The sequence below is a fragment of the Natronospira proteinivora genome (assembly GCF_024170465.1).
Classification (GTDB): Bacteria; Pseudomonadota; Gammaproteobacteria; order Natronospirales; family Natronospiraceae; genus Natronospira; species Natronospira proteinivora.
The window spans coordinates 67,585-93,206 of the sequence record NZ_JALJYF010000001.1; the positions used below are offsets into that span (position 1 = coordinate 67,585).

23 protein-coding genes are annotated in these 25,622 nt (G+C 60.8%); 12 read left to right on the forward strand and 11 right to left on the reverse strand.

The features are described from left to right. Nucleotides 1-3 precede the first annotated feature (3 nt). The 9 genes from murD to lpxC all read left to right on the forward strand — a co-directional run bounded on the left by murD (nt 4) and on the right by lpxC (nt 10,405). Nucleotides 4-1,350 carry a UDP-N-acetylmuramoyl-L-alanine--D-glutamate ligase gene (gene murD / locus J2T60_RS00355; RefSeq protein ID WP_253443845.1) on the forward strand — a complete coding sequence of 449 codons (1,347 nt, stop codon included), beginning with the start codon at nt 4-6 and terminating at the stop codon, nt 1,348-1,350. Then, nucleotides 1,347-2,516: a putative lipid II flippase FtsW gene (gene ftsW / locus J2T60_RS00360; protein ID WP_253443847.1), complete on the forward strand. Its 1,170-nt coding sequence runs from the start codon at nt 1,347-1,349 to the stop codon at nt 2,514-2,516. The genes murD and ftsW overlap by 4 nt, the downstream gene beginning before the upstream one ends. Beyond that, a complete protein-coding gene (gene murG, locus J2T60_RS00365; protein WP_253443849.1) occupies nt 2,513-3,610 on the forward strand; it encodes an undecaprenyldiphospho-muramoylpentapeptide beta-N-acetylglucosaminyltransferase in 1,098 nt (365 codons plus the stop codon). The genes ftsW and murG overlap by 4 nt, the downstream gene beginning before the upstream one ends. After that, on the forward strand, nt 3,607-5,022 hold the full coding sequence (murC, locus tag J2T60_RS00370) for a UDP-N-acetylmuramate--L-alanine ligase (RefSeq protein ID WP_253443851.1): 1,416 nt from the start codon (nt 3,607-3,609) through the stop codon (nt 5,020-5,022). The genes murG and murC overlap by 4 nt, the downstream gene beginning before the upstream one ends. Next, nucleotides 5,015-5,962 carry a D-alanine--D-alanine ligase gene (locus tag J2T60_RS00375; protein WP_253443853.1) on the forward strand — a complete coding sequence of 316 codons (948 nt, stop codon included), beginning with the start codon at nt 5,015-5,017 and terminating at the stop codon, nt 5,960-5,962. The genes murC and J2T60_RS00375 overlap by 8 nt, the downstream gene beginning before the upstream one ends. After that, complete coding sequence (locus J2T60_RS00380) at nt 5,959-6,756, forward strand: cell division protein FtsQ/DivIB (protein ID WP_253443854.1); 798 nt, start codon at nt 5,959-5,961, stop codon at nt 6,754-6,756. The genes J2T60_RS00375 and J2T60_RS00380 overlap by 4 nt, the downstream gene beginning before the upstream one ends. Beyond that, nucleotides 6,749-7,984, forward strand: coding sequence for a cell division protein FtsA (gene ftsA / locus J2T60_RS00385; protein WP_253443855.1), 1,236 nt, complete (start codon nt 6,749-6,751; stop codon nt 7,982-7,984). The genes J2T60_RS00380 and ftsA overlap by 8 nt, the downstream gene beginning before the upstream one ends. 108 nt (nt 7,985-8,092) lie before the next feature. Continuing rightward, nucleotides 8,093-9,241 (forward strand): cell division protein FtsZ, encoded by a 1,149-nt coding sequence (ftsZ, locus tag J2T60_RS00390; protein WP_253443856.1) that lies wholly within the window; start codon nt 8,093-8,095, stop codon nt 9,239-9,241. 246 nt (nt 9,242-9,487) lie between these two features. Continuing rightward, nucleotides 9,488-10,405, forward strand: a complete 918-nt coding sequence (gene lpxC, locus J2T60_RS00395; protein ID WP_253443857.1) for a UDP-3-O-acyl-N-acetylglucosamine deacetylase — start codon at nt 9,488-9,490, stop codon at nt 10,403-10,405. 76 nt (nt 10,406-10,481) lie between these two features. Here lpxC and J2T60_RS00400 read toward each other — a convergent pair whose 3' ends face one another. Next, nucleotides 10,482-10,916 carry a DciA family protein gene (locus J2T60_RS00400; RefSeq protein WP_253443858.1) on the reverse strand — a complete coding sequence of 145 codons (435 nt, stop codon included), beginning with the start codon at nt 10,914-10,916 and terminating at the stop codon, nt 10,482-10,484. 144 nt (nt 10,917-11,060) lie between these two features. Between J2T60_RS00400 and J2T60_RS00405 the strand changes: the two genes are divergently transcribed. The 3 genes from J2T60_RS00405 to J2T60_RS00415 all read left to right on the forward strand — a co-directional run bounded on the left by J2T60_RS00405 (nt 11,061) and on the right by J2T60_RS00415 (nt 15,987). Then, complete coding sequence (locus tag J2T60_RS00405) at nt 11,061-11,996, forward strand: M23 family metallopeptidase (protein ID WP_253443859.1); 936 nt, start codon at nt 11,061-11,063, stop codon at nt 11,994-11,996. A 236-nt stretch (nt 11,997-12,232) separates the two neighbouring features. Beyond that, on the forward strand, nt 12,233-14,953 hold the full coding sequence (gene secA, locus J2T60_RS00410) for a preprotein translocase subunit SecA (RefSeq protein WP_253443860.1): 2,721 nt from the start codon (nt 12,233-12,235) through the stop codon (nt 14,951-14,953). Nucleotides 14,954-15,024: 71 nt separating this feature from the next. Next, a complete protein-coding gene (locus J2T60_RS00415; RefSeq protein WP_253443861.1) occupies nt 15,025-15,987 on the forward strand; it encodes a Nudix family hydrolase in 963 nt (320 codons plus the stop codon). Here the strand turns inward: J2T60_RS00415 and J2T60_RS00420 are convergent. The 10 genes from J2T60_RS00420 to J2T60_RS00475 all read right to left on the reverse strand — a co-directional run bounded on the left by J2T60_RS00420 (nt 15,984) and on the right by J2T60_RS00475 (nt 25,559). Beyond that, nucleotides 15,984-16,169: a DNA gyrase inhibitor YacG gene (locus tag J2T60_RS00420; RefSeq protein WP_253443864.1), complete on the reverse strand. Its 186-nt coding sequence runs from the start codon at nt 16,167-16,169 to the stop codon at nt 15,984-15,986. The genes J2T60_RS00415 and J2T60_RS00420 overlap by 4 nt on opposite strands. Before the next feature lie 27 nt (nt 16,170-16,196). Continuing rightward, the gene (gene zapD / locus J2T60_RS00425) at nt 16,197-16,994 is read right to left on the reverse strand and encodes a cell division protein ZapD (protein ID WP_253443865.1); all 798 of its coding nucleotides are present in this window, start codon (nt 16,992-16,994) and stop codon (nt 16,197-16,199) included. 81 nt (nt 16,995-17,075) lie between these two features. After that, entirely contained in the window at nt 17,076-17,690 is a 615-nt protein-coding gene (coaE, locus tag J2T60_RS00430; protein ID WP_253443867.1) for a dephospho-CoA kinase, read from the reverse strand. 7 nt (nt 17,691-17,697) lie between these two features. Further along, on the reverse strand, nt 17,698-18,582 hold the full coding sequence (locus J2T60_RS00435; RefSeq protein ID WP_253443869.1) for a prepilin peptidase: 885 nt from the start codon (nt 18,580-18,582) through the stop codon (nt 17,698-17,700). A 74-nt stretch (nt 18,583-18,656) separates the two neighbouring features. After that, nucleotides 18,657-19,895 (reverse strand): type II secretion system F family protein, encoded by a 1,239-nt coding sequence (locus J2T60_RS00440; protein WP_253443871.1) that lies wholly within the window; start codon nt 19,893-19,895, stop codon nt 18,657-18,659. A gap of 132 nt (nt 19,896-20,027) precedes the next feature. After that, nucleotides 20,028-21,746 carry a type IV-A pilus assembly ATPase PilB gene (gene pilB, locus J2T60_RS00445; protein ID WP_253443873.1) on the reverse strand — a complete coding sequence of 573 codons (1,719 nt, stop codon included), beginning with the start codon at nt 21,744-21,746 and terminating at the stop codon, nt 20,028-20,030. 94 nt (nt 21,747-21,840) lie between these two features. Then, on the reverse strand, nt 21,841-22,368 hold the full coding sequence (locus J2T60_RS00450) for a prepilin-type N-terminal cleavage/methylation domain-containing protein (RefSeq protein ID WP_374728461.1): 528 nt from the start codon (nt 22,366-22,368) through the stop codon (nt 21,841-21,843). Nucleotides 22,369-22,584: 216 nt separating this feature from the next. After that, entirely contained in the window at nt 22,585-23,091 is a 507-nt protein-coding gene (locus J2T60_RS00460) for a pilin (protein ID WP_301288278.1), read from the reverse strand. A gap of 244 nt (nt 23,092-23,335) precedes the next feature. After that, nucleotides 23,336-24,709 carry a sigma-54-dependent transcriptional regulator gene (locus J2T60_RS00470; protein ID WP_253443875.1) on the reverse strand — a complete coding sequence of 458 codons (1,374 nt, stop codon included), beginning with the start codon at nt 24,707-24,709 and terminating at the stop codon, nt 23,336-23,338. A gap of 151 nt (nt 24,710-24,860) precedes the next feature. Next, a complete protein-coding gene (locus J2T60_RS00475; RefSeq protein WP_253443878.1) occupies nt 24,861-25,559 on the reverse strand; it encodes a hypothetical protein in 699 nt (232 codons plus the stop codon). Between the last annotated feature and the right edge of the window lie 63 nt (nt 25,560-25,622).

Genomic DNA, 25,622 nt, shown 5'->3' on the forward strand with positions numbered 1-25,622 from the left:
GGCATGTCGGCATTGCCAGACAACAAGACGGTGAACAACCTGGTGGTCGGCCTCGGCCGCACCGGTTTCTCCGTGGCCCGTCATTTGCTGGCCCGCGGGGAATCGGTGAGCGTGGTGGATAGCCGTTCACAGCCCCCGCTGCTTGAGCGCCTGCGGGCGGAGTTGCCGGCTGCCGTCTGGCTGGGTGACTTGCCCGAGGCCTTCTCCCCCGAGTTTCAACGGGTGGTGGTCTCCCCCGGGGTACCCGGCAATACGCCTTTGCTGGCTCGGGCCCGGGAGGCCGGTGCCGAGGTACTGGGGGATGTGGAACTGTTCGCTCGACAAGTCCAGGCACCGGTGATCGGGGTGACCGGCTCCAATGGAAAGAGCACGGTGGTCAGTCTGCTGGGCCATCTGGCCGCGGATGCCGATACCCGCGTGGTCGTGGGGGGGAATCTGGGCCCGCCGGTGCTGGACCTGCTTGAGCAAAAGGCGGATCTCTTCGTACTGGAACTGTCCAGTTTTCAGCTGGAGTCCACCAACGATCTGAATGCCGATGTGGGCCTGGTGCTCAATGTGGTGGCTGATCATCTGGATCGCTATTCAGGCATGGACGATTATGTGGCCGCCAAGGCCAGACTGGTGGCCCAGAGTCGGGTGGCGGTCCTGAATCGGGATGATCAGCGGGTCCGGGCCATGGCGGAAAATGCCGAGCAATGCATCTTCTTTACCGAGCGCGAGCCGGGCCCCGGTGAATTTGGTTTACGCCAGGTGGGACAGGCGGAATGGTTTGCCCGGGGTGATGAACTGTTGGCGCCAATCAGCCAATTGCCCCTGGCAGGTCGCCACAATGCCCTTAATGTCCTGGCCGCCCTGGCTTGTCTGGAGGCCATGGGCCGTCCCCTGGAACCGGTCCTAGACCGCTTGCCGAGTTTCCGGGGCTTGGCTCACCGCATGCAGCGGGTGGCCAGTGACGATGGTATCTGCTGGATCAATGACTCCAAGGCCACCAATCTGGGTGCGACACAGGCGGCCCTGGCCGGTTTGCAAACACCGGTCATCCTGATTGCCGGTGGCCAGGGTAAGCAGCAGGATTTCACCGAGCTTGCACCGACCCTGCGTGATTCGGTCCGGGCTCTGGTATTGCTGGGAGAGGCGCAGGAGGAGATAGCCGCGGTGGTGCCGTCGGACTTGCCGATCCATCGGGTGGGGGACATGGAGGCCGCCGTGGCCTGTGCCCGCGCCTTGGCGCAAGAGGGCGAGACTGTCTTGTTGTCACCGGCCTGTGCCAGCTTCGATCAGTTTGCGGGTTTCGAGGAACGGGGCCGGGCCTTTATCGCGGCCGTTCAGGCCGGGGAGGGTGGCCCATGAGTACCACCATGATCGATACCCGCTGGTGGCACCGTTTTGGACAGGGCTTGGACATCCCCCTGTTGGCAGTGACCGGCGCCTTGATTCTGTTCGGCCTGGTAGCGGTGACCACCGCCAGCATTTCCATTGCCGATCGAAACCTGGGCGAGCCTTTCCATTACCTGCAGCGTCAGAGTCTGTTTTTGGCCATCGCCCTGATGGGGGCCTTTGTGCTCTATCAGATCCCCACCCAGCTCTGGGCCCGCTCGGGGCCGGCCCTGTTGCTGGCCGCCTTTGCCTTGCTGTTGCTGGTGCTGATTCCGGGTCTGGGTAAGGAAGTCAATGGGGCGGTGCGCTGGATTGTCGTGGGTCCCTTTCATCTGCAGGTCTCGGAGCCGGCTCGACTGTTGCTGATTCTATATGTGGCCGGTTATATGGTCCGCCGTCGGGAGGAGTTGGCTGCCCGTTTCTCCGGCTTTCTCAAGCCGGTGCTATTGGCCGGGCTGGCCGCCTTCCTATTGCTGTTGCAGCCTGATTTCGGCGCCGCCATCGTACTGCTGGCGACCCTGCTGGCCATGCTCTTTCTGGGCGGCGTGCGGGTGCGGGATTTCAGCCTGCTTGGCGGCGTGGGTGTAATGACCATGGCCGGGCTGGCCTTTTCCTCCCCCTATCGGGTGGAGCGCATGACCACTTTCCTCAATCCCTGGGCGGATCCATTCAACAGTGGTTTTCAGCTCACCCAGTCCCTGATTGCCATCGGCCGCGGGGAATGGCTGGGCGTGGGGCTGGGCGGCAGTGTTCAGAAGCTTTTTTATCTGCCGGAGTCGCATACCGATTTCATCTTTGCCGTGCTGTTCGAGGAATTGGGACTGCTTGGCGCGCTGTTGCTGATTGGCCTGTTCAGCTTCCTGATCTGGCGCTGCTTCCTGATCGGCTCCCGGGCCTGGGCTGCCGGCCATCAATTTGGCGCCTATCTGGCCTGGGGCGTGGCCGTCTGGTTGGGGGCTCAGACGGCCATCAACCTGGGGGTAAACATGGGCATGCTGCCCACCAAGGGCCTGACGCTCCCCTTGATCAGCTATGGCGGTTCCAGCCTGCTGGTCACCATCGCTGCGATTACCCTGGTGCTTCGGGTGTGCCGAGAAACCACGCCGATCTCCAACCGCCGGCGGGAGGTGAGCCCATGAGTCGCCGTCACTGCGTAATCATGGCCGGCGGCACCGGCGGACACGTCTTCCCGGGTCTGGCGGTGGCCCGCGTGCTGGAGCAACGCGGTTGGACCGTCAGCTGGCTGGGGACCGAGGCCGGTCTGGAGGCCCGTGTGGTCCCCGAGGCCGGCATCGAGCTGGATGTGATCGCCGTGCAGAGCCTGCGCGGCGGTGGATTGAGCCGTTGGCTGCAGATGCCTTTCCGCCTGGCCCGGGCCGTATGGCAGGCGCGGCGGATTTTGACCCGTCGCCAGCCCGCCATGGTTCTTGGTATGGGTGGCTTTGCCAGCGGGCCCGGGGGGCTGGCAGCGCGCAGCCTGGCACTGCCCCTGGTGATTCATGAACAGAACGGGGTGGCGGGGCTGACCAACCGGGTACTCGCCCGCATGGCGGCCCGGGTACTGGCCGGTTTCCCCGACAGCTTCCCCGAAAAGTGCCGGGCTGAGATCGTGGGCAATCCGGTTCGCCGGGCGGTATCCGCCTTGCCGCCACCCGAACAGCGATTCGAGCATCGGCAGGGGCCGGTCCGCATCCTGATCCTGGGGGGCTCCCAGGGCGCCCGGGCCCTGAACGAATGGGTCCCTCAAGCCGTGCGGCAGCTGCCGGCGCGGCAGGTTCAGGTAAGACACCAATGTGGTCGCCGCTGGCGCGAGGAAAGCCTGGCGGCCTGGCAGGGCAGTGAGATCGAGGTGCAGGTGGAAGCATTCATCAGTGACATGGCGGAAGCCTGGGCCTGGGCCGATCTGGCCATCTGCCGGGCCGGTGCCCTGACGGTGGCGGAGTTGTCTGCCGCCGGGGTGGCATCGGTGCTGATCCCCTTCCCGGCTGCGGTGGATGACCATCAGACGGTAAATGCCACTTATCTGGAGCGGGCCCGCGCCGCCCGACTGCTGCCCCAGCCCCGTCTGGAGGCCGGCGAGTTGGCGGAGCTGCTCAAGGCCCTGACCAGTGACCGCAGTCTGCTGCGGAACATGGCCCAGCGGGCCCGTGAGAAGGCTTGCCCGGACGCCGATCAACTGGTGGCGGATGCCTGCGAGGCGGCGGCCATGGAAGCCCGGGGAGGTGCGGCATGAGTGATCGCATGCACCGCATACATCGAATTCATATGGTAGGCATCGGGGGTACCGGCATGAGCGGTATCGCCGAGGTGCTCAATAATATCGGCTATGAAGTCAGTGGTTCGGATCTGAAGTCGTCTCCGGTCACGCGCCGATTGGGTGAGCTGGGTATTCGCATTTTCAACACCCATGCGGCGGAGAATGTGCACGGCAGTGACGTGGTGGTGATCTCCTCGGCGGTGTCCGGGGAAAATCCGGAAATCCAGGCCGCCAAGGAAGCGCGAGTGCCGGTGGTGCCGCGAGCGGAGATGCTGGCTGAACTGATGCGCTTCCGTCGGGGTGTGGCGGTGGCCGGCACCCACGGCAAGACCACCACCACCAGCCTGGTGGCCAGCCTGCTGGGAGAAGGCGGGCTGGACCCGACTTTCGTGATTGGTGGCCGTTTGAACAGCGCCGGCGCCAATGCGCGGCTGGGCAGCGGGCGCTGGCTGGTGGCCGAAGCGGATGAAAGCGATGCCTCCTTCCTGCATCTGCAGCCCATCCTGGCGGTGGTCACCAATATCGATGCCGATCACCTGGAAGCCTATGAGGGCACCTATCGGCGTCTGCGCGAAGCCTTTGTTCAGTTTCTCCACAACTTGCCTTTCTATGGTCTGGCGATGGTCTGCGTGGATGATCCGGGCGTGCGCGAGATCCTGCCCGAGGTCAATCGTTCCCTGATTCGCTATGGCACCCATGAAGAGGCCGATGTCAGGGGCTATGACTACCGGCCGGAGGGGGCCGGCAGTCACTTCAAGGTGGCCTTTCGGGAGGGCGGAAGCCTGGATGTGCGCTTGAACCTGCCGGGCCGCCACAACTTTCTCAACGCCCTGGCCGCGATTGCCGTGGCACGGGAGCTGGAGGTGAGTGACGGGCAGATTCAAAAGGCCCTGGACGAGTTCCAGGGGATTGGCCGGCGTTTCCAGATCCAGGGAAGCATCCCGGCAGGGGCTGGCCAGGCCTTGCTGGTGGATGACTATGGGCATCACCCCAGCGAGCTCAAGGCGACCTTGAATGCGGCCCGGGAGGGCTGGCCGGATCGTCGCTTGGTGCTGGTGTTCCAGCCTCATCGCTACAGCCGCACGCGGGATCTGTTCGAGGACTTCAGCGAGGTCCTCTCGGAAGTGGATGCCCTGCTGCTGACCGATGTCTATGCCGCCGGTGAGGCCGCGATTGAAGGCGCCGACGGTCGCAGTCTGGCGCGCAGCGTGCGGGCCCGGGGCAAGGTGGACCCGGTGTTCGTGGCCGCCAGCGAGGATCTCTTTGATGCCCTGCCCGGCGTGATTCAGGACAGGGACCTGGTGCTCACCATGGGCGCCGGGGATATCGGTTCCATCTCGGCACGGCTGCCGGACGCCTTGGCGGCAAAGGAGGGGCGGAATGAATGATCAAGCCCTGATTCAGCGCCTGGGTCGAGTGGCCGTGCTCTTCGGTGGTGACTCCGCCGAGCGGGCTATCTCGCTGAAAAGCGGTGGAGCCGTGCTTCGGGCACTGCGAGAAGCGGGTGTGAATGCCGAGGCATTGGACCCGGCGGAAGAGGGTCTGGTGCGCCTGATGGCCGGCAAGTTTGATCGGGCCTTCATCGTCCTGCATGGCCGGGGCGGCGAAGACGGCACCATTCAGGGCGCGCTGGAAAGCATGGGGATTCCCTATACCGGCAGCGGGGTGCTGGGCTCGGCGCTGGCCATGGACAAGCTGCGCAGCAAGCGACTCTGGCAGGGCGAGGGTTTGCCCACGCCGCCCTTTGCGCTGGCCCGCGACGAAGTCGAACTGGAAGCGGCCATGGCCGCAGTGGGCTTTCCGATGGTGGTCAAGCCTTCCCGGGAAGGCTCAAGCATCGGCATGAGTCTGGTCCACGATGCCGAGGCGCTGAAAATTGCCTGGCGGGAAGCGGCGGCCCTGGATGACCAGGTGCTACTGGAACGCTATGTACAGGGGGGTGAGTACACCGCTGGGATCCTGGGTGATTGGGTATTGCCCATGATTCGTCTGCAGACGCCCCATGCCTTTTACGACTACGCGGCCAAGTATGAATCCGATACCACCGAGTATCACTGCCCCTGCGGTCTGTCCGAGGCCCGGGAAGCGGAGCTGGCGGCCCTGTGTCGTCGGGCCTTCGCCTCGGTGGATGGTAATCACTGGGGCCGGGTCGACTTCATGCTGGATGCCGACGATCAGCCCTGGTTATTGGAAGTGAATACCGTGCCGGGCATGACCGACCACAGCTTGGTGCCCATGGCCGCCCAGGTGGCGGGCATGGATTTTCCGTCGCTGGTGGTGCGCATTCTGGCCGCCACCCTGGATGAGCGGGACGGAGGTGAACCATGAGTCAGGCGCGCCGAAAGTCCAGCCAACCCCAGACGGTCCCCCTGGCCCAGCGTCTGCGTTGGCCCCTGGGCCTGGCCCTGGGACTGGCCCTGGTGATCGGAGGCGGCTTCATTGCCCAGCAATGGCTGGCGGAGTTTGAGGGGCCGGCCTTCGAGACCCTGGTGATCAAGGGAGAGCGGCGACAGTTGAGTCCGGATCATATTCGGGCCCAGGTCAAACCGGCCCTGGAATCCGGTTATTTTGGTGCCGATTTGTCGGGCCTGCGGCAAAACCTGGAAGCCGAGCCCTGGGTAGCGTCGGTCAGCGTGCGGCGGCAATGGCCGTCCACCCTGGAGCTGACGGTCCGTGAACAGGTGCCGGTGGCGATCTGGAACCGGCAAGGGTTTTTGAATCACAGCGGGGACTTTTTTGTGCCCCGAGAGATTCACGAGGAACCCGGTTTTCTGCCCGAGCTCAACGGCCCGGAAGGTAGTGAGTCGGAAGTGCTGGATCGGTATCGGGATTTTCAGGAACAGCTGGATCGCATCGGGCTGGTAGCCGAGACGGTCACGCTGAGCGAGCGACGGGCCTGGCAGATGGGATTGATGGAGGGGCCAACGCTCTATCTGGGCCGGCAGGACGGGGAACGGCGTTTTACGCGCTTTGTGTCTGTGGCCTATCCGGCCCTGAAACAGGCCGGCCGCTTCCAGCTGGATGATCTGGATTACATCGACATGCGCTATACCAATGGATTTTCGCTAGCCCCGAAGGTGGCGTCAGGTGCAAGCGAAACAGAGGACGCAGGCAATGGTTAAGAAGTCAGAGAAAAATCTGATCGTGGGTTTGGATATTGGCACCTCCAAGGTTGTCGCCATCGTTGGCGAGATCAAGGGGGAAGACCATGTGGAAGTGATCGGTATCGGTCACCACCCCTCCCGTGGCTTGAAGAAGGGCGTGGTGGTGAATATCGAATCCACCGTCCAGTCCATTCAGCGAGCCGTGGAGGAAGCCGAGCTGATGGCCGGCTGCGAGATCAACTCGGTCTTTGCGGGCATTGCCGGCAGCCATGTGAAAAGCCTTAATTCCCACGGCATCGTTGCTATTCGGGACAAGGAGGTTACACCGGGGGATGTAGAACGGGTCATCGATGCGGCCCGGGCAGTGGCCATTCCGGCGGACCAGAAGATCCTGCATATCCTGCCCCAGGAATTCATCATTGATGATCAGGATGGCATCCGCGAGCCGGTGGGCATGTCCGGGGTTCGGCTGGAAGCCAAGGTGCATATGGTCACCGGTGCCGCCAGTGCCGCTCAGAACATCATCAAGTGTGTTCGCCGCTGTGGCCTGGAAGTGGATGACATCATCCTGGAGCAGCTGGCGTCCAGCTACTCCGTGCTCACAGAGGATGAAAAGGACCTGGGTGTCTGCATCGTGGACGTGGGCGGTGGTACCACGGATATGGCCGTGTTTACGGACGGCTCCATTCGCCATACGGCCGTGATTCCCATTGCCGGCGATCAGGTGACCAATGACATCGCGGTGGCCTTGAGAACGCCCACCCATCACGCAGAAGAGATCAAGGTGAAGTACGCCTGTGCCCTGCCACAGTTGGCCAGCCCCGATGAAACCATCGAGGTGCCCAGCGTGGGGGACCGCCCCGCTCGCCGCCTGGCCCGACAGACCCTGGCCGAGGTGGTGGAGCCGCGCTACGAGGAATTGTTCAGCCTGGTTCAGGCTGAACTGCGCCGATCCGGTTTCGAAGACATGATTGCCGCCGGACTGGTGCTCACCGGCGGCAGCGCGAAGATGGAAGGCGCTGTGGAATTGGCCGAGGAAGTTTTCCACATGCCGGTACGGCTGGGTACGCCCCAGCACGTCTTTGGCTTGTCCGATGTGGTTCGTAACCCGGTCTATGCCACCGGGGTGGGGCTGTTGCTGTTCGGCAGCAAGGGTCTATCCAGTGGTGGCTCGGAGGACAGCATGCAAGGTGGTTTCAAGGAGGTGTGGGATCGTATGAGAAGTTGGTTCCAGGGCAATTTCTAGTGAGTGAGTCATGGCGGATCATGCCCATGGGCATGATGCAACGGGGATAACACGCAATTCCATTGAAAGAACTGATGGCAACAGGACGAAAACGCGGGAGATACGGCTATGTTTGAACTAATGGATGGCTACAGCCAGAACGCCGTGATCAAAGTGATCGGTGTCGGTGGTGGGGGCGGTAATGCCGTCGCCCATATGGTTAACAACGGGATCGAGGGTGCGGAGTTCATCTGTGCCAATACCGATGCCCAGGCATTGCAGAACACCAATGTGAAGACCCAGTTGCAGATTGGCTGCAACATCACCAAGGGTCTGGGTGCGGGGGCCAACCCCGAGATTGGTCGGCAGGCGGCCATGGAAGACCGGGACCGCCTGATCGAGGTGATTGAAGGCACTGACATGCTCTTCATCACCGCTGGCATGGGCGGTGGTACCGGCACGGGGGCTGCCCCGGTGGTAGCCCAGGTGGCCCGGGAGCTGGGTGTGCTCACCGTTGCCGTGGTCACCAAGCCCTTTGTTTTCGAAGGCGGCAAACGTATGGAGTCCGCCCAGGCGGGGATTGAGGAACTTTCCCGCAATGTGGACTCTCTGATTACCATTCCCAACGACAAGTTGCTGGCGGTGCTGGGCAAGCAGACCAGTCTGCTGGATGCCTTCAAGTCTGCCAATAACATCCTGCTGGGTGCTTGTCAGGGGATTGCGGAACTCATTACCCGCCCGGGTCTGATCAACGTGGACTTTGCGGACGTTCGCACGGTGATGTCTGAAATGGGCATGGCCATGATGGGCTCCGGCGTTGCCACTGGCGAGAACCGGGGTCGGGAAGCGGCCGAGGCGGCAGTGGCCAGTCCCTTGCTGGAGGACATCGATCTTTCCGGTGCCCGCGGCATCCTGGTCAATGTGACCGCCGGCATGGATATGGGTATCGGTGAATTCGACGAGGTCGGTCAGACCGTGAAGGAATTCGCCTCGGATGACGCCACCGTGGTGGTGGGGGCCGTGATTGATCCGGAAATGAGCAGCGAAATCCGGGTCACCGTGGTTGCCACTGGCCTGGGGGCGCCGCAGGCAAATCGCGAGAAACCCGATATGAAGGTGGTCAAGCGGGGGAATGATGGAAAAGTGGATTATGCGGACCTGGAGCGTCCGGCCATTATGCGCCGCAAGGCCGCCGGTGGTGAGAGTTTCTCCAGCGAGCGGAAAGATGATACCGAGTACCTGGATATCCCGGCCTTTCTCCGGCGTCAGGCCGATTGATGGCCTGAGCCGCCCGGAGATCGGGATGGTCCGGCTGGGTAAATATGAAAGTCTGGCGGGAATCAGGTGCTTGCCTGAGTCCCGCAGGGTGTGGTAATGTCCGCCGATCCGTCAGGCGCGGAGCGTTCAGCCCTGCCCGAAGGAAAAGTGATGCCGCCGCTGCGTCCTTGAAATGGCGCGGCCAGGGGGCCGTTTGACCGGGTCGGGGCAATTTCCGCCACCGCCCGAGCGCAAGAGTGAAGAAACATGCTGAAGCAGCGCACACTGAAGAACATGATTCGTGCCACCGGTGTTGGATTGCACACCGGTGAGAAGGTCTATATGACCCTGCGGCCCGCGGCACCCAATACGGGTATCGTGTTCCGTCGGGTGGACCTGGAAGAACCGGTGGATATTCGTGCCCGCGCCCAGATGGTTGGAGACACCTTGCTCTCCACCACCCTGGTGGACGGAGAGGTTCGTGTGGCCACCATTGAGCATCTGATGTCCGCCTTTGCCGGCCTGGGCATTGATAACGCCTATGTGGATCTCAGCGCGCCCGAAGTGCCCATCATGGATGGTAGCGCCGGGCCTTTCGTATTCCTGCTTCAGTCCGCCGGAATCGAAGAACAGAATGCGGCCAAGAAGTTTATTCGCATCAAAAAGCCCATTCGCGTGGAAGAAGAAGGCAAGTGGGCGGCATTTGAGCCCTTCAATGGATTCAAGGTGGATTTTGAAATCGACTTCCAGCATCCGGTGTTCAAAAAGCATAGTCAGAACGCCCTGATCGATTTTTCCACCACCTCCTTCGTCAAGGAGGTCAGCCGTGCCCGGACCTTCGGCTTCATGCGGGATATCGAAACCCTGCGGGAGCGGAACCTGGCCCTGGGCGGCAGTCTGGACAATGCCATCGTCGTGGACGACTTCCGTATCCTCAACGAGGACGGTCTTCGTTACGAGGATGAGTTCGTCAAGCACAAGGTGCTGGACGCCATTGGTGATCTGTATCTGCTGGGGCATAGTCTGATTGGCGCGTTTACCGGTTGTCGCTCCGGCCACAGCACCAACAACAAGCTGTTGCGGGCCCTGATTGCCGATGAGTCCGCCTGGGAAGAGGTTACTTTCGATGATGTATCGGAAGCGCCGATTTCCTATATGACCCCCGTGCAGGCGGTGCAGCTCTAAGCAGCGAATTCCATTAGGGAAGGGTAGGAATCAATCTGGAGCCGGATGCTCGCGAAGCGGGGATCCGGCTTTTGCGTCAAGACCTGGAGGCTTTCAGGCCCGCCAGACGTTCGAAAGCTTGACGTAGTTCCGGGTCCCGAATACCCCGTGCCGCCTGACGGATATGTTCGCGGCTGTCGGCGCTCAGCCCTGGGCCTTGGTCCTCAGTGCTTGATGTGGGGCGGGCCGCCGGGGCCTTGTCACCAGTACGGCCGGCGCGCACTTCCAGTGACTGGGCTGCCGGCATGGGGAGCTGCTTGAGGCTGCTTTCCAGTTGCGGCAACAGGTAGCGCAGCCGGGTGGCCCAGGCCGGACTGTCCATGGTGATACGCAGTTTGCCCTCGTGAAATTCCACCCCCAGGCAATGGGGAGCGAGAGGCCCGGGAAGACGGTCTCGAACCCGCATGGTCAGGCTGTTTTGCCGACCAGCGATGTCAATCAGCTGGGCGAGCGGCCCCTGTGCTTGACGCATTCGGGCTTGCAGTGACGTTGCAAACATGTTCACCATGTGGTTGATTAAGCCTGAATTTTTGCTTTGGGATGCTGAGCCCTTAGTATAATCGATGATGGACAGGGATGCGGTCAATCCGCTTGCCATCCGGAGACACTCTGATTCATGAATATCATTGTCTGGACAAAAGGGGGCAGTTCCCGTCAGTTCAATCTGGCGACGCCGGGCAATCTGGCCTTGTTGACCGTGGGGCTGTTGTTTTTTTCCGGTCTGATCGCCCTCGGCAGTTTTTTCGCCGCCCAGACCTATTTCACCGAAGCGCCGGACGAGCGCGCCCAGCGTCTCCAGGCCGAATTGGCCCAGGAACGTGCCCGCATTGAAATCCTGGAAAGCGAATCCGAACGCAAGATTGTGGCACTGAATACCCAGTTGGGGGTGATGCAGGCCCAGGTGACTCGTCTCAATGCCCTTGGCGAACGCCTGACCCGCATGGCCGGCCTGGAGGAAGGCGAGTTCAATTTCGGTGCCATGCCCCCTCTGGGTGGCCCGGAAGAGCCCTTGGGCGCGGGCTCCCTGGGGGATGAAGAGGCCAATCTGGGCGTGGAAGAAAGGGTTCAGGACCTGGCCAATCAAATCAGTGATCGGGATCGGCAGCTCGGCGTCCTTGAAAACTTGCTCATGAATCGCAATGTTCAGGACAGGGTCAAGCCTCAGGGGCGGCCCATTGAGGGAGGCTGGGTGTCCTCCGGTTATGGTTCCCGCACGGATCCCTTTAGTGGGCGTCGGGCTTGGCACGGGGGCATTGATTTCGCTGGCCACAAAGGTACGGACGTCATGGCGGTTGCCGCCGGGGTTGTGACCTGGTCGGGGGATCGTTACGGCTACGGACTCATGGTCGAGGTCAATCACGGTAACGGATATGTGACGCGCTATGCGCACAATAAGGAAAATCTGGTTTCCGTGGGGGATATGGTCCAGAAGGGTGATGTCATTGCCTTGTTGGGCCAAACTGGTCGGGCAACCGGGCCCCATGTGCATTTCGAGGTTCACCAGAACGGCCGTTCCGTCAACCCTGCCGAATACATTCGAGCCGATAACTGATACTGTTTCGTTCGCGGCTCGGCCTCCGGCCCGCATTCCATGCCCTCAAGCTCCGTCCCTGCTGTCTGTCCTCGGTCTTACGCGCCAAATTCTCGCGCGGAGGGGGTCTCCTGGTGTAGCCTGTATGCTTTTTCCGCCTCCACTCGGTCTTGTCAAGGAGGCGTGGAGACGGGCGCGCCGCGCCGTCGTGTGGTCCCCGGGGCCACGATCTTTCACTCGGACATAGAACCAACACCATGCTAGGTAAAGTCGTTAGGAAATTCATTGGTAGCCGCAATGAGCGCATGCTCAAGAAGATGCACCGGCAGGTGGAACAGATCAACGCCCTGGAGCCGGATTACGAAGCGCTCAGCGACGAGGAGCTGCATGCCAAGACGGCTCAGTTCCGGCAACGCTATGAGCAGGGAGAGAGCCTGGATCAATTGCTGCCGGAAGCCTTCGCCGCCGTGCGAGAGGCCTCCCGCCGTACCCTCGGTCTGCGTCATTATGACGTTCAGCTTTTGGGCGGCATGGTCTTGCACCAGGGCAAGATCTCGGAAATGAAAACCGGTGAGGGCAAGACCCTGGTGGCCACGCTACCCGTCTACCTGAACGCCATTTCCGGCAAGGCGGTTCATGTCATCACCGTCAACGATTACCTGGCCGAGCGTGATGCCAAGTGGATGGAGCCGGTTTACAACGCCCTGGACATGACCGTGGGGGTTATCTACAGCGGGGGGCAGCCGGCGGGCGAAAAGCGGGAAGCCTATGCTGCCGACATCACTTACGGCACCAATAATGAATTCGGCTTTGACTACCTGCGCGACAACATGGCCTTCCGGGCCGAGGATCGGGCTCAGCGGGATTTGGGCTTCGGCATTGTTGACGAAGTGGACTCCATCCTGATTGATGAGGCCCGCACTCCGCTGATTATTTCCGGCCCCGTGGATGACTCCACCGAGCTGTACCAGAAGATCGACAAGCTGGTGCCCCGGCTGAAGGAAGAAAAGGACGAAAGCGATCCGGGCGACTACACCGTTGATGAAAAGGCCCGCCAGGTGCATCTCACCGAGCAGGGTCACGAGAACGTGGAGCAGGAGCTGGTTCGCATGGGCTTGCTGGACGAAGAGCAAAGCCTGTATGACGCCTCCAACATGAACCTGGTCCATCACGTGAATGCCGCCCTTCGGGCCTATGCCTTGTTCGAGAAAGACGTTCACTACGTCATCAACGATGGCCGAATCGTGATTGTGGACGAGTTCACCGGTCGCACCATGCCGGGGCGTCGCTGGTCGGAGGGGCTTCACCAGGCGGTGGAAGCCAAGGAAGGACTCAAGATTCAGCAGGAGAACCAGACACTGGCCTCCATTACCTTCCAGAACTATTTCCGCCAGTACGACAAGCTGGCCGGCATGACCGGGACGGCCGATACTGAAGCGGTAGAGTTCCACCAGATATATGGCTTGGAAGTGGTGCAGATCCCCACTCACAAGCCCATGATCCGAAAGGACATGCCGGACCTGGTTTACATGTCCAAGGAAGAGAAGTACCAAGCCATCATTGAAGACATCAAGGACTGCAACCATCGGGGCCAGCCGGTGCTGGTGGGGACTACCTCCATTGAGGTTTCCGAGTACCTGTCTGGCATCCTGAAAAAGCACAAGATCAAGCACAATGTGCTCAATGCCAAGATGCATGCCAAGGAAGCGGATGTGATTGCCGATGCGGGCATGCCCGGCGCGGTGACCATCGCCACCAATATGGCGGGTCGTGGTACGGATATCGTGCTTGGCGGTAATCCGGAGAAATCCCTGGAGAAAGCCAAGGATGAAGCCGAAAAGGAAAAGGTGAAAAAGGATTGGGAGGCGCGTCACCAGGAGGTGCTGGACGCAGGCGGTCTGCATATTATCGGGACCGAGCGCCACGAATCCCGGCGTATCGATAATCAGCTGCGTGGTCGTTCCGGCCGCCAGGGAGACCCGGGTTCCAGTCGTTTCTATCTGTCCCTGGAAGACAGCCTCATGCGGATCTTCGCCAAGGACAAGGTGAAGGGTATTCTCCAGAAGCTGGGCATGCAGGAAGGGGAGGCCATTGAGCACCCCTGGGTGACGCGCACCATCGAGAATGCCCAGCGCAAGGTGGAACAGCACAACTTCGATATCCGGAAGAATCTGCTGGAATACGATAATGTGGCCAACGACCAGCGCAAGGTCATCTATGAGCAGCGTAATGAGCTCATGGCCACAGATGATGTCTCCGATACCGTGGACGGTATTCGGGATGATGTCATCAGCCAGACCATCGATATTTATGTGCCGCCCCAAAGCATCGAAGAGATGTGGGATGTGCCCGGCCTGACCGATGCCCTGGACAAGGAATACAACCTGCACCTGCCCATTCAGCAGTGGCTGGATGAAGATGATGAGCTGGACGAAGAAGGACTGCGCAAGCGTATTCTTGATGCAGCAGATGACGCCTACCAGGAGAAGGAAAAGATGGTTGGGACTTCAGTGCTACGGCATTTTGAGAAGGCCGTGATGCTGAGAACCCTGGACCATCACTGGAAGGAACACTTGGCGGCCATGGATTTTCTACGCCAGGGCATCAATCTGCGGGGTTTTGCCCAGAAGAACCCCAAGCATGAATACAAGAAAGAAGCCTTTGCCATGTTTACCGAGATGCTGGAACGGTACAAGGCCGAGGTGATCAGTATCTTGTCCAAGGTCCAGGTCCGTGATCGGGATGATGTGACCGCCGTGGAAGAGCAGCAGCGCCAGGACAAGCAGAAGATGGAATTCCAGCATGCCAAGGCCGCCGGCATGGGCGCCGGCGGGGCCGGACAGCAATCCGCCCAGAGTGGCGGCGCGGCACCGGGCAAGCCCGCGCAGGTGGTTCGGGACCAGCCCAAGGTGGGGCGCAACCAGGCCTGTCCCTGCGGTTCCGGCAAGAAGTACAAGCACTGCTGTGGCCGGCTGTGAGTTGAGGGTGTCATCCGCTCAGGCGGGCCATTGATACAGTGGGAGCGGTATTCCTGCCGCGATTCATTGCCATGTCTGCAAAATCCTATCTGCATATTGTTGCGGCCGTCCTGACTGCTCAGGACGGCCGCATCCTCGCCTCAACCCGTCCCAAGGGGCGTTCCATGAGCAACCGTTGGGAGTTTCCCGGCGGCAAGGTGGAATCGGGAGAAGGCCGTTGGACAGCCTTGGTGCGTGAACTCCAGGAAGAGTTGGACCTTACCCCGACCCGGGGCAGACCATTGATTCGCCTCAAGCATGATTATCCCGATGGCCCCTCGGTGGATCTGGATGTATGGCGGGTGTGGGATTGGCAAGGCGTGCCACGTGCCCGGGAAGGGCAGGTCTTCGACTGGTTTGAAGGGGATGCCCTGACCGAGCTGAATTTTCTGGCAGCCAATACCCCGATCGTGGCGGCGGCTCGCCTGCCGGATCGCTATTTGATCACGCCGGATTGGGGAGATGCATCATTGATCCCGGATGGGGTGGAAGCTGCGGCCCGTGGCGGCGTTGGTCTGATCCAATTGAGAGGCGCATGGTTGAAAACGGGGGCGGCCGAATCCTGGGTCAGCGAGGCGGTAAGCCGGGCCCGGGCCCTGGGGACGAAGGTAGTGGTCAATGGGGATGTGGATTTGGCCCGTGCCTGGGGGGCTGATGGCGTACACCTGTCAGCCCGTGCCGCCAGCGTCCTTGAGCAGCGCCCCATGCCCCGACCTGCCTTGGTGGGGGTGTCATGCCACTCGGCGGAAGAACTACGCCAGGCGGAGGCCCTGGGGGCCGATTTTGCCACCTTGGGCCATGTTCGCACCACGCCCAGCCATCCGCACCAGCCTCCCCTCGGAGAAGCCACCTTTTTTGCCCTTGCCGAAGACGCCCGAATACCAGTCTATGCCATTGGCGGTATGGGAACGGACGATATTCCCTGTTTGCAATCCCGCTCCATTCAGGGCGTGGCTGCTATTCGCGGGTTGTGGCCGGAGCGGGATAAGGTTTAGTCCTGCTCGTCCTCCCAGGCCGGCGGTGCATCATCGGGAATACGTTTTTCCTCGCTGAACCACTCGCCCAGATCCACCATGCGACAACGTTCACTGCAAAAGGGGCGCCAGCGGTTTTCTGGAGAAAAGCGGGTTTTCTCGCCGCAGTGGGGACAGGACACTTCAGGGGGTTTTCGACTCATGGCAAACACAGGGGTCCGACTTGGGTTTTAGAGTTGGCAGAGGGCCAGCCCGAAATGTACGTCGTCACTTACAGGGTCCGCCTGGCCAGCCAGATCACCGAGATTCAGAAAGCGAACAGTGAAACGATGGCGATTGCCGCTGATCTCCGGATACAGTCCCGGCTGGGCAATGGTGACTCGCACCATGCGACAATTGGGCTCACCACCGAGGTTGCTGCGATAGAAGCCCCGGATGGCGGTACAGGGCTCTTCCTGGGCACTGCCGCGAATCAGTTTGAGGACTTCCTTCACCGCCGCCTCAATGGGAGATAGCTGCTCCAGCCAGGCCTCCACATCGGGTTTTCGATCTTCCGCGGATTGCTCCAGCCAGGCATGCAGGCGGGGCAAGTCAAAGCCGCAGGTTCCGCCGGGAATGCTCAGGCGTTGCTGGATCATGGCCAGAAAATCATTCTCCCGTAATGGCCGGTCCGGCGACATCTGCCCAGCACTCAGCCCCTCCCGTACGATTGCCAGCTGATCCAGCACGCCGTTCAGGCGCTTCTTGTCCACGCCTTCATGGTGACTGTAATCCCGGAGCGCCTGGCAGAGGCGATCGGTCTCCTTCAGCAGGGCCCGGCGTACGTCACCCCGACCCATCAGGGCCAGGATTTCCAGCACGGTTTCCGCGCCGCTGAGACTGTCCCAGGCCGATTGTCGGGACACGGCGTGACGGGCTCGCCGGAACAGATGTTCGAGACGCAAAAAGGTCCGAATCTGTTCGTTGAAGGGCTGCTCATAGGTCACCCGTGCCGCAGCGGGTCCATTGACGATCGCGTGGGAACTCATGCCCGGTATTCTCGCTGACCCATGGTCCCTTTCCAACCCCTGGCCGATCCGGCTCTACACAATGTCCGGCAGAGCCGCTTGCTACCGGCATTCATTGCGAAGTGCCTGGTCCAGTTTGTCGACCTGTAGATGGAGCTGGTCCAGATCACCGTCATTGTCAATTACCCAGTCCGCGATGGCGCGCCGCTCGGTTTCGCTGGCCTGGGCGGCGACCAGTCTTTCCGCCGCAGCCTCATCCACCCCGTCTCGGGTCATCAGGCGTTGAATGCGGAGCGGTCTGGGGGCTTCCACGGTGATGATGCGGTCAAATTGCCCACCATGGCCGCTTTCGGCCAGCAGTGGGATTTCGGCCACGGCGTAGGGACCTTCGGCTTGAGCCAGCCGGCTCTTGAGGCGATCCATGATCAGGGGATGAAGAATGGCTTCCAGCTGACCACGATCCTGTTCACTGTCCAGAATACGGTCTCTCAAAGCGGCCCGATCCAGTCGACCCTGCTGATTCAGTACTTGTTCACCAAAAACCGCTACCACGGCCTCCAGCCCCGCCTCGCCCGGCTCAACCACTTCACGGGCCAGGGTATCGGTATCGATGACCGTGATGCCGCTTTCGGCAAGGCGGCGGGCAACCGCGGATTTGCCACTGCCGGCTCCGCCGGTGAGGGCAATTCTCAGCGGTCCTCGATGCGCCTCAGTCATATTGATCTCAGTATCCCGACAGTCTCAGGTAATGCTCGATGATGGGGTCACCCCAGAACAGGCCAATCAGGCCGGCCCCGGCCAGGAAGGGGCCAAAGGGCATGGGCCGGCCCTGGACTTTTTGGCCGGCCAGCATCATGACCAGGGCCCCCAGCAGGCCCAGGGCCGAGCCTAAGAGCACCACCAGGGGAATCACCGTCCAGCCCATCCAGGCGCCCAGCAGCCCCATGAGCTTGAAATCTCCATAGCCCATGCCTTCCTTGCCGGTGAGCAGGCGGAACAGGTGGTAGACGCTCCACAGGGAGAGATAGCCCACGGCCGCTCCCATGATGGCCTGTTCCGGGGCCAGGGGCGCACTGGGGTGCAGGGAGACGAGCAGGCCCAGCCAGAGCAGGGGCAGGGTGAGCTGGTCCGGCAGTAGCTGATGCTCCAGGTCGATGAAACTCATCGCCACCAGGCCCCAGACCAGCGGCAGCAGAGTCAGGCTGAACAGGCTGATTCCGCTGCTCAGCAAGATCCCCACGGTCAGGGTTGCCACCAGCAATTCCACGGCCGGGTAGCGCAGGGAAATGCGCATGCCGCAGCCCGGGCAGCGGGCCCGGAGCAAAAGGTAGCTGATCAGGGGGATGTTTTCCCAAGCCTTGATCATGCGCCCGCAGCCCGGACAGCGTGAACGGGGCTTGACCAGGTTATAGGGCGCTTCATCGGCCGGGGCATGTTCGGGGGCTTCCAGTAGGGCCGCGCATTCACTTTTCCAGCCCTGCATCATCATGATGGGCAGGCGGTGGATGACCACATTGATGAAACTGCCCACGATCAGCCCCAGTGCTGTGGCGCCGATCCAAAAGACCCAGGTGAACTCGGCTTTGAAGGCGATGAGTGTGTCGATCATGTTGGCGCGTCCGAATCGAGGGGCCCTGTGCAAAGCCCCCAGGTTACTGGTTGAGTGGTCGTCGGAGGGTGTTCTTAGACAACCTCACCCAGCTGGAAGATGGGCAGGTACATGGCAATCACCAGACCACCCACCAGGACACCGAGGATGGCCATGATCATCGGTTCCAGCAGGCTGGACAGGGAATCCACGGCATTGTCCACCCTTTCCTCGTAGAAGTCCGCTACCTTGTTGGCCATGGTGTCGATGGAGCCGGCTTCCTCGCCGATGGCGATCATCTGGGTCACCATGCTGGGGAAAATGCCCTGCTCATCCATGGCCACGTTCAATTGCTGACCGGTGGACACATTATCTTTCATCTTGAGGATGGCTTCCTCGTAGATCACATTGCCGGTGGCGCCGGCCACGGATTCCAGGGCTTCCACCAGGGGGACACCAGCACTGAACATGGTGGACAGGGTACGGGCGAAGCGAGCAGTGGCCGCATCCTGGATGATGGGGCCCAGTTGGGGAATCTTGAGGACCATTCGGTCAATCAGGCGATGGAAGGCCGGGCTGCGTTTCTTGAGATAGACGAAGCCGGAGAAAAAGGCCACCAGGCCAATGATCACGATCCAGCCCCGGGTCTGGGCAAATTCAGATAAGTCGATGACCATGCGGGTGAAGGCTGGCAAATCGGCACCGAAGCCCGCAAACAAGTCCTCGAACTGGGGCACCACATAGATCAGCAGAATGGCTGTAACGATAAAGGCCACTATCAGCACTGCGGTGGGGTAGAACAGGGCCTTCTTGATCTTGGCTTTCAGGGCCTCGGTCTTTTCCTTGTAGGTGGCGATCTTGTCCAGCAGGGATTCCAGGGCCCCGGATTGCTCACCGGAACGAACCAGATTGATGTAGAGCTTGTCGAAGTACTTGGGATGACGTGCCAGGGCATCCGCCAGATTGGTGCCGGATTCAATGTCTTCCCGGATCTCCAACAACAGGGCCTGAAAGCTGGGGTTATCGCTGCCTCGGCCGATGATCTCGAAAGACTGTACCAAGGGTACGCCTGAGCTCATCATGGTGGCCATCTGGCGGGAGAAGATGGAGATATCGCCTGGCGTGATCTTCTTGCCCTTGCCCATGTTGGCAAAGGCACTTTCCCGGCGAACCTTGGTGGGGGCGATACCCTTCTTGCGAACCTGTTGTTTGGCAATCGCCTCGGAAGGGCCGGTTATGGTACCGGAGACCTTTTTGCCCTTGGCGTCTGTGCCTTCCCACTTGAACTTGTATTCCTTGGTTCGGGCGGTTTTCTTGCTTGCTGCCTTGGCCATTACTTACCCCATATCAAGAAATGTCAGCCGACTTGGCCCGGCGACATGAACCTCGGCTATTAAAGCACAGTCCCAGTCTGGTAGCGAAATTTCACCCAAAACCATCGGGCCGGCAAGCCTGCCCACCCTTTTCTAGTCGGTGGTTACCCGCATGATTTCCTCCAGGCTGGTGACCCCTTCCTTGACCTTGTTGAGACCGGAACGGCGCAGGTCCTGGATGCCGTCTTCATCGGCGGTTTCGGCAATTTGCATGGAATTACCCCCTTCCATGATGATCCGACCGATGTTCTCGGTCACCGGCATGACCTGATAGATACCCACCCGGCCCTTGTAACCCTCATTGCATTGGTCACAGCCCACCGGACCGTAAGGCTTGACCCCTTCGTCCAGTTCCTGCTCCGTGAAGCCGGCCCGGGAGAGGGCTTCCCGGGGGATATCCACGGGCTTCTTGCAGTTGTTGCAGAGACGCCGGCCGAGCCGCTGGGCAATGATCAGGCTCACCGAGCTGGCGATGGCATAGGGTTGCACGCCCATGTCCACCAGGCGGGCTAGGGTCTTGGGGGCGTCATTGGTATGCAGGGTGGAGAGCACCATGTGGCCGGTCTGGGCGGCCTTGATGGCGATCTCGGCCGTTTCCAGGTCACGGATCTCACCCACCAGGATCACATCCGGATCCTGACGCAAAAAGGCCCGCAGGGCGGCGGCGAAGGTCAGTCCCACCTTGGGTTGAACGTTGACCTGGTTTACCCCGGGCAGCTGGATTTCGGCCGGATCCTCGGCGGTGGAGATATTGCGGTCCGGGGTGTTGAGGATATTCACCCCGGTATACAGGGAGACCGTCTTACCGCTACCGGTGGGGCCGGTCACCAGAATCATGCCGTAGGGCTTGTTGAGATTGTCCAGATAAAGCTCTTTTTGATGCTCCTCATAGCCCAGGGCCTCGATGCCCATCATGGCACTGCCCGGGTCGAGAATACGCATGACGATCTTTTCGCCGAACAGTGTGGGGCAGGTGCTGACACGAAAGTCGATGGACTTGTTCTTGGACAGCTTCATCTTGATCCGCCCGTCCTGGGGGATGCGGCGTTCCGAGATATCCAGACGGGACATTACCTTGAGCCGTGCCGCCAGTTTGGTGGAGAGATTCACCGGCGGTTTGGCCACTTCCCGCAGCATGCCGTCCTGGCGAAAGCGGACCCGGTAGAATTTCTCATAGGGTTCGAAATGGATATCCGAGGCGCCCTGCTTGATGGCATCCAGCAGCACCTTGTTGACGAAACGCACCACCGGGGCGTCGTCGGCATCGTCCTTGGCACTGACCGCGCCCTTGTCGCCGCCTTCTTCATCTTCACCCACCTCCAGATCGAGTTCGTCGTCATCGAACTCGCCCAGGGCGTCGTCCATGCTTTCGAAGACCTTGTCCAGGGCCAGCATGAGCTTGTCGTCTTCCACCACCACCGGCTCCACCATGCAGCCGGTGTGGAACTTGATTTCATCCTGGGCCTGGAGATTGGTGGGATCGGAGAGGCCGAGAAACAGGCGCTTGCCCCGCTTGAAAAGGGGTAGAGCGTGGTGGCGGCGGAGCAGCTTTTCCTCCACGTCCTTTACCGGCGCCTGGGCCAGGTCCATGATGCTCAGGTCCAGCAGGGGGGCACCGAACTCCTCGGCTGCCAGGTGGGCCAGGGAGTAGGCATCCACCTTCTTCTCTGCCACCAGATAGCTGATCAGGGATTGGCTGGACTTGACCGCAGCCTGGTTGGCCTCGGCGGTGGCCTCTTCGGATAGCAGGCCCTCGGCGGCGATGCGCCGGGCCAGACCACTGAGCCGAATGTTGTTTTGGGTTGCCGACATGGGTTCTTCCAGAAGGAGGAGTCTGTCGGAAAGGTTACAACATGCTCGGGGTCTTGCCTACCGGCGCTTTCAAGCTATATCCGTATTATGCGCTTTACCAGCCTCTGCAGATTCCGGACCCCAGCAAATCCAGCTCGGATTCGGAGAAATCACTGTCATCGGCACAACGCCAGGCCCGCTGATCGTTCTCATCCACCTGGAAGGTGAGGCCATAGGCGCGTCCATCCAACGCTGCGGCTACCTCGATATCCACATCATCCGGGACGCCGGCGGCATCGGAGCCGAACTGACAGCTCAAGGTCATGCTGGGGTTATCGCCGCTACTGTCCACTTCCGGGTCGTTAAGCCCGCCGTGGCGGCCATGGACCCGGATGCCCAGTTTGTCGTTGAGATCGGCCACCGTGGTGATCTCGTTTTCAAATCGGGGAAAGCCGCGGCTGGCAATATATTCTTCCAACGGCGTACGCGCCCCGGCCAGCAGGTTATTGCATTCTGCGAACTGGGAACGAGCTATATAATTGGTGTACTGGGGAATGGCGATGGCTGCGAGAATGCCGATTATAGCCACCACAATCATCAGTTCAATCAGTGTAAAACCTTGATTACGGGGTTGGCGTTGCATGATCGCCTCCGGGAATGGCTACTGGAAAAACAGGAATACCGTTTATCAAGCAACACCTGTGCCAGGCTAAAAAAATGGGATTAAAGGATCAGGCGTTTAACGTGTGGCTCGGGCCATAGGGGGTTTGGCAAAAAAAAGCCCCCGGTCATTGACCGGGGGCTTTTTTGCGAGTTACCGGGAGCGGAAGCTCCTTGGTAACAACATACGCGTTAGGCCTTAGTCGCCGTCTTCTTCTGCAGCTTCTTCACACAGGCCGGTCAGGAAGCGGGCTTCCACAGTGGTCTCACAGCTCCACTGATAATCCGGGGTGTCACCATCGTCAGCCTGGTCTTCATAAATATAGGTGGCGGTTTCATCGCGCAGCATGTCGGAGACTTCAACAGTGTCATCACCTTCACCGGAGCCGAAGGTGTATTCAATTTCCACACTGCCTTCGTCCACGCTGGTGATGGCACCGTGACGGCCATAAATGCGCACGCCCAGACGGTCACGGAGTTCATCCGGATCAGTGATGTTGTCATGGAAGGATTCTTCACCACGGCTAGCCACATACTCTTCCACGGGGGTGCGGGCACCGCCCAGGATCATGTTGGCCTCGGAGAACTGGGACCGGGCAATGTAGTTGTTGTACTGCGGGATGGCGATGGCGGCCAGGATGCCGATAATGGCCACCACGATCATCAGTTCGATCAGGGTGAAACCTTTTTGTGCTTGGTTTTTCATTGCAACCTCCTCAGGTTGATTCCGTTCAGCTATCGATTCGACGCAAGGTGCTTCTGTCACCTGAGGGATATTATTAGCAATTCACATGCCAAAAGGAAACCCCTGTGCGGGGCGGTTTTGCGGGGGGCATTTTTGGGAAAAGGTGACTATTGATGGCGTTGGTTGACAAAAAATGTCAGTCGCTATCGATTATCGTGCTTATGTCAGGTTCAGGTCGCCCCGAAAGACCCAATTCGGCCGTGAATCAGTCCAGGTCCAGCTTCTTGATACGGTAGCGGAGTTGCCGGAAGGTCATGCCCAGGGTGCGGGCGGCCTCGGTCTTGTTGAAGCGACAGCGTTCCAGGGCCCGTTGAATGGCCTCGCGCTCCATGTCTTCCAGGAAATCGGGCAGGGGCTGGCCGTTATCCGGCGGCAGACTGAGCTCACCCTCGCCGCCATTGGCCGGCTGTGTCGGGGTCTTGATGAAGATATCCGCCGCTTCGATCTGGCCCCCGTCGCTCAGGGTAATGGCCCGTTCCAGCATGTTTTCCAGTTCCCGCACATTGCCGGGGAAGGGGTGGCTCTGGAGTTTTTCCAGGGCGGCGTCCGACAAGCGAGGCTGGGGCATGTCCAGGCGGCAGGCCAGATTGGCCAGGATGTCCTCGATCAGGCCGGGCAGATCTTCCCGGCGCTGACGCAGGGAAGGGACGGGCAGCTCGATGACATTGAGGCGGTAGAAGATGTCTTCGCGGAATTCGCCGGCCTGCACCGCTTCGGCCAGGTTGCGATGGGTGGCGCTTAAGATACGCACATCCACGGGGATTTCTTCGCGGCCCCCCACGGGGCGCACACTGCGCTCCTGAATCACCCGCAATAGCTTGACCTGCATGGCCAAGGGCAGTTCGGCCACTTCATCCAGAAAAAGGGTGCCCCCCTCGGCGGCCTGGAACAGGCCTTCCCGGTCGGCGGTGGCCCCGGTGAAGCTGCCCTTGCGGTGGCCGAAGAGCTCGCTTTCCATCAGCTCGGCGGGAATGGCCCCGCAATTGACCGGCACGAAGGGCGCCGAGGCCCGGGGCCCGCTGTCATGAATGAGCCGGGCCACCAGTTCCTTGCCGGTGCCGGATTCCCCGCTGATCAGCACCGGGGCCTGGCTGCGCGCCACCCGGCCAATGAGCTGTCGCAGCTGGCGCATTTCCGGACTGTCCCCGGTCAGCCGGGAGCGGGCCAGTTCACTGTCGGGGTCTTCTTTTCTGCGATCGTCGCCGGTTTCCCGGAGTTTCAGGGCGGTGGTGATCAGGGCCCGCAGCTCCTGCAAGTCCACCGGTTTGGAGACAAAATCGAAAGCCCCGGCCTTGAGCGCCGCGACGGCCGCCTCCACATTGCCGTGGGCGGTGATCACCGCCACCGGCAGCTGGGGGCGGTGATCGGTGATCCAGCGCACCAGGCTCATGCCGTCGCCATCAGGCAGGCGCATGTCGGTGAGGCAGAGGTCGAAGTGCCCCGCTTCCAGGGCCCGGTTGGCCTCGGCCAGATCGGCGGTGGCGACTGAATCCACCGACATCCGCGCCAGGGTCATGCCCAGCAGTTCCAGGATGTCCGGTTCGTCGTCAACGATAAGGGCGCGGGGTTTGCTGCTCATAAGCGGCATGGTAATGCAGCGGCCAGCTGCAAGCTACATGCGGTTGTGGGCCAACACCGCCGTAGGAGCGGATTTATCCGCGATTGGGTCAACTATAGACCTCAAATCGCGGATAAATCCGCTCCTACGGCGGTGGGGAGATTCGGCCGATCTATTCCGTCCAATATCGGGTGGGCAGGTAGCAGATGCGTTGGTCTTCATAACCTTCCCGCTCGGTTTGAGCTTGCATCTCTTCCAGGGGGCTAGCATCCCAGCCGATGGCTTCCCCGTCGGCATCCTGTTCTTCCCAGCGCATGTCCAGGATTTCCAGGCGTGGATAGCCGCCTGGGTTATCGACTATGGGCGACAGCTGGATCCGGGTGGTATCCCGGCCGCCGACGGCATTCTCCCAGTCACCGGCCACGGTCCAATCGTCTTCACTGCGGTCCACCGGGCCAAGGTCCCGTTCATGGCGTTCCATCTCGAAGTCGCCGCCGCCTTCGTGCACCATGCGCTCGGTGATCAGCACCATATGCAGGGCCGATTCATCCTCCGCCGTCGCTGCGAGATGGAAATGGGCGCCATCCTGAAGGCCGCCGTCCTCGCCCAGGCGATAACGCAGCAGGGCGTGGAGGGCATCGCCCTCATAGTCCAGCTCGGTTCGCCACTGCGCCCGGTCTTCACCGAGAAACTGAGTCAGGATCATTTCGGACTCATTCTGCATGCCCCGGTAATCGAGGCTGTCCGGCTCCTGTGCAAAGCAATAGCCCATCATGTACGTGCCGACCCAGCGCTCCTCCCTGGTCTCGGAACCACAAGCGGACACCATACCGGCCAGCAAGACCAGGCCGGCCATGCCAATGCGATTCATGTCGATTCCCCTTTTTTAGAAAGCTGCAAGTTACAAGCTGCAAGCGGCAAGCAGATCATTTCC